This is a genomic window from Nocardia abscessus NBRC 100374, from assembly GCF_000308455.1.
Lineage (GTDB): Bacteria > Actinomycetota > Actinomycetes > Mycobacteriales > Mycobacteriaceae > Nocardia > Nocardia abscessus.
Genome location: NZ_BAFP01000118.1, coordinates 1 through 6,923, shown reverse-complemented (window position 1 = coordinate 6,923; position 6,923 = coordinate 1). Strand labels below are relative to the sequence as shown.

Sequence of the window (6,923 nt, the reverse complement as noted above, 5' to 3'; positions counted from 1 at the left end):
GCGAACACGCCGCGACGAAGTCGCGGCCAAATATCACGGCAGCGGCGGGACCGCGTGTTCGTCGCCGATGAAGTCGACCGAGGAGTATTCGCGCAGCTTGGTCAGGCGGTGGTAGGCGTCGATCATGCGGACCGTGCCGGACTTCGAGCGCATGACGATCGACTGGGTGGACGCGCCGCCGCCGTAGTAGCGCACGCCGCGTAGCAGGTCGCCGTCGGTGACGCCGGTGGCGCAGAAGAAGACGTTCTCACCGGAGACGAGGTCCTCGGTGGTCAGCACGCGGTCGAGGTCGTGGCCCGCGTCGACGGCCTTCTGCCGTTCCTCGTCGTCCTTCGGCGCGAGCATGCCCTGCAACTCGCCGCCCATGCAGCGGATCGCGGCGGCGGCGATGATGCCCTCGGGCGTGCCGCCGATGCCGACCAGGATGTCGGTGCCGGACTCCGGGCGGGCCGCGGCGATCGCGCCCGCGACGTCGCCGTCGGAGATCAGACGGATGCGGGCGCCCGCGTCGCGCACCTGCTGGATCAGTTCGGCGTGCCGGGGACGGTCCAGGATGCAGACGGTCAGGTCGGACTTCGACAAGCTCTTGGCCTTGGCGACCCGGCGGATGTTCTCGCCGATCGGCGCCGCGATATCGATCACGTCGGCGGCGTCGGGGCCGACGGCGATCTTGTGCATGTAGAACACCGCGGACGGGTCGAACATGGCGCCGCGCTCGGCGACCGCGAGCACCGAGATCGCGCCGGGTACGCCCTTGGACATCAGCGTGGTGCCGTCGATCGGGTCCACCGCGAAGTCCACTTCGGGGCCGGTGCCGTCGCCGACGGCCTCGCCGTTGTACAGCATGGGCGCCTCGTCCTTCTCGCCCTCGCCGATGACGACGATGCCGCGCATGGACACCGAGCTGACCAGCTGCCGCATGGCGTCGACGGCGGCGCCGTCGCCCCCTTCCTTGTCGCCGCGCCCGACCCACCGGCCCGCGGCCATCGCCCCGGCTTCGGTCACGCGGACCAGCTCGAGTGCGAGGTTGCGGTCGGGCGCCTCGCGGCGGCTAGGTGTGGGGGAAGTTGCCGTCATTGCGGGGTGCCTCCTGTGCGTCGGTACGTACCGGTCGATTGTCTCATTCGATGTGGCACGGGCGTACACCCCTGCTCGACGGTGTCGGGGTGCGCGGGGCAGTGTCACCGTCCGAGTGGATACTGGGAGCGTGTCGTACCAAAAGCCACGCATCCTGAACGACTACCGGGATCTGTTCTGGTCGCTGATCCCGTTGGTGTTGATCGCGCTGGTTTTCGCGGGCCTGGCCAGCCAGTGCAGTTTCGCCGCGAACGGTCCGACGCAGGGGCAGATCCCGCACTTCGACGCGCGGGCGGCGCTCACCGCCGACGCTCGCTCCATGCCGTTCCCGATCCGCAACCCGGACCTGCCCGCGGACTGGACGCCGAACTCCGGCAGCCGGGAGTCCATCGGTAGCACCGGCGGCGGACCGGCCAGCACGGTCGGCTACATCACGCCGCAGGGCACCTACATGCGATTCACCCAGAGCAACGCCACGGAGGAGGCGCTGGCCCGGTTCGTGCTCGGCTCGCGGTACGCAGGCGGCACCGAGCAGGTCGGCGCGCAGAAGTGGATCGTCTACGCCGAGCAGGGCTCGGAGACCGCCTGGATCACCGACCTCGGCCAGTCCCGCGTGCTGATCACCGGCGCGGGCAACCAGGCGGCGTTCACCACGCTGGCCCAGGCGATCACCGCGGCGCAACCACTGAAGCCCTGAAACACCCTTGCCTTCGGCCGCGCGCGACCGTTAAGTTTGCCGCGGTACGAGACACGTGCCGAACCGGATCTCGGAGGTCGATGAATATGGCTGCCGCCAGCCGTATTTCGCATGCCCTTCGCCGGTTCGCGCGCCCCTGATTCTTCCGCGGGCTCCTCGACGCGGACCGGTCTGTTCATCGATGACCAGGAGTGTCACGTGTCTGTTTCCATCTCTTCCGATCTGCTCACCGAACGCCTGATCCTGCGGTCGTGGTCCGCCGGTGCGGCGGCCGCCGTGCTCGATGGCCGGCGTCACGCCATGTGGGCGGCGGATTTCCCGGCCGAGGGAGATCGCGTCATCGCGGGGCTGTTCGCCGCGCATCCGGACTGGCTCGGACCTTTCGGGCATCGGCTGATCGTCGAGCGATCGAGTGGACTCGTCGTCGGATCGCTCGGGCTGTTCTGGCCGCCCGCCGACGGTGAGCTGGAGCTCGGGTACGGCATCGTCGCCTCGCGGCGCGGTCGTGGTTACGCGACCGAGGCCACCGTCGCCCTGACGGCGCACGCGTTCACCGCGCCCGGCGTCCGCGTGGTGCACGCCGCCGTGGAACTGGCCAATCCACCGTCGGTGCGGGTGCTGGAGAAAGCCGGGTTCGAGCGGGTGAGCAGCGAGGACGGCCTCGCGCGGTTCCGCGCCGTGGCCGCACCGCGGTAGCAGCGATCCCGAGGACCGTCGTCAGCGGTGGCTCACCACGTTGACGATGGTCCCGCTCGGGTCGCGGACAAAGAAGCGGCGCACGCCCCACGGCTCGTCGCGCAAGGGGTAGACGATGTCGGCGCCCGCGGCGACGACCGACGCGTGCACGGCGTCGACGTCGTCCACCTCCACGCTCATGTCCGGCTGGAGCTGTTCGGCCTCCGGGCCGACGAGCAGGACTTGGGCGGTCGGGTTGGACGGCGAGACCATTGTCACCACCCAGCCCAGGTCCATCGCCTCCCGGAAGCCGAGCAGCCGGTAGAAGTCGCGGCTCGCGGCCAGGTCGGCGGTGCGGACGTCGGGCGTGGCGCGGCGGATGGTCATTGCGGCTGTTGCAGGTCGGTGCGGTGCAGCGCGTCCTCGACGCGCTTGCGCGCGCCCGCGAGGTGTTCTTCACAGCGGTTGGCCAGCGCCTCGCCGCGCTCCCACAGGGCGAGGGATTCGTCCAGGTCGAGGCCGCCTTGCTCGAGGATCTTGACGACGTTGACGAGTTCGTCGCGCGCGCGTTCGTAACCGAAACCGGCGATCTCGGCCGATTCGTCGGCCGGGTCGGCGCCCGCCCCGTTCTTCCCCGCGGACTTGCCGGACTCGGTCAAGGTCAGTTCCTCCCTGTGTCGGTGTGCTTCGCGCCCAGCGCCTGAGTGCCGAGCGCGGCGGCCGTGATGGCGCCGTCGGCGACCCGGATGCGCAGCTGGCTGCCCGCGGGCGCGTCCTCGATGGAGCGCACCACCTCCCGTTCCCGGCCGGTGACGCGCTGTACGACAGCGTAGCCACGCGACAGTGTGGCGGCCGGTCCCACGGCGGTGAGTTTCTCGCGCAGGTGCCGGGTGGCCGTGGATTCGGTGCGGATGAGCTGCTCGGCGCAGCGGTGCGCGGCCGTGCGCAGGCGTTCCACCTCTTCCTCGCGGCGATCGATCTCGTGCAGCGGGTCGGCGAGTACGGGCCGCGACCGCAGCTGGGCGAGCGCCCTGGTCTCCCGGTCGACCCAGCCGCGCAGCGCGGCGGCGGTGCGTTCACGCAGTTCGCGGATGCAGGCCAGTTCGGCGGCGGCGTCCGGGACGATCCGCTTGGCGGCATCGGTCGGGGTGGCCGCGCGCAGGTCGGCGACCAGGTCGCTGAGTGGGTTATCCGGCTCGTGGCCGATCGCGCTCACGATCGGCGTGGTCGCGGCCACGATCGCGCGGCACAGCGCCTCGTCGGAGAACGGCAGCAGGTCTTCCACGCTGCCGCCGCCGCGCGCGAGCACGATCACCTCGACGGCCGGGTGGCGATCCAGCTCGGCCAGGGCGGCGAGCATCTGCGGCACCGCGGTCGGTCCCTGCACGGCGGTGTTGCGGATTTCGAAACGGACCGCGGGCCAACGATTCCTGGCCACGCTCAGCACGTCGCGCTCAGCGGCGCCGGCGCGGCCGGTGATCAGGCCGACCGTCCCGGGCAGGAACGGGATCGGGCGCTTGAGTCTGGGATCGAACAGCCCCTCGGCGGCCAGCAGCGCCTTCAGTCGTTCGATGCGAGCCAGCAGCTCGCCGATGCCGACCGGCCGAATCTCCAGCACGCGCAAGGAGATCGTGCCGCGCCCGGTGAAGAACGAGAGCTTGCCGTAGACGACCACTCGGCTGCCCTCTTGCAGGGGCACGGGGGAATTGCGAATGAGATCGGGGTCACAGGTCACCGACAGCGACATGTCGGCGGACGAGTCGCGCAGCACCAGGAACGCCGTTCGGGTGCCGGGACGGAGGTTGATCTGGGTGATCTGGCCCTCCACCCAGATGCTGCCGAGCCGGTCGATCCACTGGGCGACCTTGATGGACACCGAGCGCACCGGCCACGGGTGCTCGGCGGAATTGGCCGGTGCGGCGGTTTGGCCGGGGGTTTCCCGGCCGGCCGCGGGCGACGCGGGTGTCCTGGGTTCGGTCACTGGGCCTGCACGGTGGCGATCCGGTTCGTCAGCATGGTCACGAACGGCGCCCTGGCGCGGGTGTGCTGCTCGTACTCCAGCAGCGCGATGAGGTCTTCGAGGGTGAGCATGCGCAGCCGTGCGCGCAACTGGGCCAGGGTCATATTGGCGTAGTCGTACCGGACGGCGACTTCCGGTTCGGCGATCGCGGGCGCTTCCGCGACAGGGGCGGGATCGGATTCCGGCTCGGCCGGTTTCGCCTCCTCGACCGGTTGCTCGCCGATCGTCGTCACCGGGGCGGCATGGCCGTTGGTCTCGCCCGCGCGGAACGGTTCGGGATCGTCGGCGGTGTAGAGATCGAAGCGGCTCGCGCGATGCGGGGCCGGGCTCGGCTCGTCGGCGAGGTCCTCGTCGAACGTGGCCCACTCCGGCTGCTCGACCGGGCGGTTGGACAGTCGATCGAAAACCGCGTCGCCTTTCAGCGCCAGACTGGTCACGAACTGCTGGACGTGCATCGTCGTCTGCAGCATCTGACTGATGGCCGTGATCGGGAAATTCATTGCCGCCGTAGGTAGCCGACGGGATTCCTCGAGAGCGTATACGGCGGCTCCGGCTGCGACCCGGGCCAGAAAGGGTGGTCGAAACATGGTCCTAGCCTGCCCGAAATGGTGTGTTATGCAAAGGAGGGGCGGGCGCGGTTCGGATATTCGCCCGTTCCGGCGCGCGGCCGATCGGCCGGAATTGCGCGGCGCTGTGCTCATAATGCGGAGAATAAACGCAGGTCCCGGCGAAGTGTCCGAGACATTCGCCGCGGCATGTCGGCAACCCCGCCGTGACGGCCTTCCGTCCCAGCTCGCGGCCCGTGCTCCGCGGCTCTCGCGGGGGATGTGACGGACAACTCCCGAAGGTGGCGAGGTCCCGGGCCGCACGTATCCTGTGGGCATGTCTTCGGCCATTCCCTTGAACGTCGGAATCGCCCGCTCGGCAGGCGCCGGAAACGCCGTTGCCGACGGCGGAAAACGCGTGCTGCTCGCGGAGCCGCGCGGGTACTGCGCCGGCGTGGACCGCGCGGTCGAAACCGTGGAGAAGGCGCTCGAGAAGCACGGCGCGCCGATCTACGTGCGGAAGGAGATCGTGCACAACCGGCATGTCGTGGAGACGCTGCGCGACCGCGGCGTGGTCTTCGTCGACGAGACCGACGAGGTGCCCGAGGGCGCGGTCGTCGTGTTCTCCGCGCACGGCGTGTCGCCCGCGGTGCACGCGTCGGCCGCCGCGCGCAGTCTGCACACCATCGACGCCACCTGCCCGCTGGTGACCAAGGTGCACCAGGAGGCCAAGCGCTTCGCCCGCGACGACTACGACATCCTGCTGATCGGTCACGAGGGCCACGAGGAGGTCGAGGGCACCGCCGGTGAGGCGCCCGAACACGTCCAGCTGGTCGACGGGCCGGACGCGGTGGACAAGGTCAGCGTGCGCGACGAGTCGAAGGTGATCTGGCTCTCGCAGACCACGTTGAGCGTGGACGAGACGATGGAGACGGTGCAGCGGCTGCGCGAGCGCTTCCCCGGACTGCAGGACCCGCCGAGCGACGACATCTGCTACGCCACGCAGAACCGTCAGGTCGCCGTGAAGGCGATGGCGCCGGAATGCGACCTGGTGATCGTGGTCGGCTCCCGCAACTCGTCGAACTCGGTGCGTCTGGTCGAGGTCGCGCTCGGGGCGGGCGCCGAGGCGGCCTACCTGGTGGACTTCGCCCGCGAAATCGACCCGGCCTGGCTCGAGGGTGTCCGCACGATCGGTATCACCTCGGGGGCCTCGGTCCCCGACATCCTGGTCCGCGGCGTCCTGGACATGCTGGCCGAGCATGGTTACGGGGACGTCCAGCCGGTCACCACGGCCAACGAGACCCTCGTCTTCTCGCTGCCCCGGGAACTGCGCGACGCCCGTCGCTGACGCCGAGCCCCGCGCCGGCTGTGCGGGGCTTCGGTACGTGTTCGTCGGGTCGCCCGCGAACGTGTCGCACCTGCGTTGGTGCCGCCGATCGCGAGTATGCGGTGCGATCCGTTCACCATGGCCGACGAGACCCGCGTCTTCGCGTTTCGCTGGGCATCGAGCGACGCTCGTCGCTGACGCCGCGCTCGCGCCGGTGGGGCTTCGGTACGTGCTGGTCGGTCGCCCGCGGGCACCTTCGACGGTTGCGATCGGAGCATGCGGCGGGATCCGGTGACCACGACTTTCCCGTGACCGCTCGCACTCGGCCGGCGGATCGCTGCTCCGCGGTGAGTGTGCCAGCGCCGTCGAAGTGTGGCACACGGCACTCGATCGCCCGCGAACGCGGAATTCGCGAAGCCGGGCGAGTGGCGAACTCGCCTACAAGTTCTCCGGCCTGCGCCGTTCCGTTCGGCTGGAATCGCGTTCGCGGTAGCGCACATTGGGCTGGGGATGCGGCGGCATGTCGCGTCGGCGCGCGCCGCGCGGTGGTTCGCCTTCGGGACGGGGCTTGGCAGCGGCCGG

General features: G+C 70.1%; 8 protein-coding genes. 3 read left to right on the top strand and 5 right to left on the bottom strand.

What is annotated here, in order from left to right; translation table 11 throughout:
* Positions 1–33: 33 nt before the first annotated feature.
* A complete protein-coding gene (gene glpX / locus ON19_RS24555) occupies positions 34–1,077 on the bottom strand; it encodes a class II fructose-bisphosphatase (RefSeq protein ID WP_043697614.1) in 1,044 nt (347 codons plus the stop codon).
* 130 nt (positions 1,078–1,207) lie between these two features.
* Here glpX and ON19_RS24550 point away from each other — a divergent pair, with 130 nt between their 5' ends.
* Both ON19_RS24550 and ON19_RS24545 read left to right on the top strand, forming a co-directional pair.
* Complete coding sequence (locus tag ON19_RS24550) at positions 1,208–1,774, top strand: DUF4245 domain-containing protein (protein WP_043697613.1); 567 nt, start codon at positions 1,208–1,210, stop codon at positions 1,772–1,774.
* Positions 1,775–1,972: 198 nt separating this feature from the next.
* Positions 1,973–2,470, top strand: a complete 498-nt coding sequence (locus ON19_RS24545; protein WP_043697620.1) for a GNAT family N-acetyltransferase — start codon at positions 1,973–1,975, stop codon at positions 2,468–2,470.
* Between the two features lie 21 nt (positions 2,471–2,491).
* On the opposite strand, the gene ON19_RS24540 is transcribed toward ON19_RS24545, so the two are convergent.
* From ON19_RS24540 to ON19_RS24525, 4 genes are read right to left on the bottom strand one after another with little or no spacing between them, the layout of a single operon-like run.
* A complete protein-coding gene (locus ON19_RS24540; protein ID WP_043697612.1) occupies positions 2,492–2,836 on the bottom strand; it encodes a VOC family protein in 345 nt (114 codons plus the stop codon).
* The gene (locus ON19_RS24535; protein WP_051169266.1) at positions 2,833–3,108 is read right to left on the bottom strand and encodes an exodeoxyribonuclease VII small subunit; all 276 of its coding nucleotides are present in this window, start codon (positions 3,106–3,108) and stop codon (positions 2,833–2,835) included. The genes ON19_RS24540 and ON19_RS24535 overlap by 4 nt, the downstream gene beginning before the upstream one ends.
* Positions 3,109–3,110: 2 nt before the next feature.
* On the bottom strand, positions 3,111–4,430 hold the full coding sequence (gene xseA / locus ON19_RS24530) for an exodeoxyribonuclease VII large subunit (protein ID WP_043697606.1): 1,320 nt from the start codon (positions 4,428–4,430) through the stop codon (positions 3,111–3,113).
* Complete coding sequence (locus ON19_RS24525) at positions 4,427–5,056, bottom strand: lipid droplet-associated protein (RefSeq protein ID WP_043697604.1); 630 nt, start codon at positions 5,054–5,056, stop codon at positions 4,427–4,429. Before ON19_RS24525 ends, xseA begins: the two co-directional genes overlap by 4 nt.
* Positions 5,057–5,351: 295 nt before the next feature.
* Between ON19_RS24525 and ON19_RS24520 the strand changes: the two genes are divergently transcribed.
* Positions 5,352–6,362: a 4-hydroxy-3-methylbut-2-enyl diphosphate reductase gene (locus ON19_RS24520; RefSeq protein WP_043697615.1), complete on the top strand. Its 1,011-nt coding sequence runs from the start codon at positions 5,352–5,354 to the stop codon at positions 6,360–6,362.
* Positions 6,363–6,923: the final 561 nt, after the last annotated feature.

Excerpts from the sequence above, each read along its gene's own strand:
- glpX (WP_043697614.1), bottom strand. The coding sequence starts at position 1,077 with ATGACGGCAACTTCCCCCACACCTAGCCGCCGCGAGGCGCCCGACCGC.
- ON19_RS24540 (WP_043697612.1), bottom strand. The coding sequence starts at position 2,836 with ATGACCATCCGCCGCGCCACGCCCGACGTCCGCACCGCCGACCTGGCC.
- ON19_RS24525 (WP_043697604.1), bottom strand. The coding sequence starts at position 5,056 with ATGTTTCGACCACCCTTTCTGGCCCGGGTCGCAGCCGGAGCCGCCGTA.
- ON19_RS24520 (WP_043697615.1), top strand. The coding sequence starts at position 5,352 with ATGTCTTCGGCCATTCCCTTGAACGTCGGAATCGCCCGCTCGGCAGGC.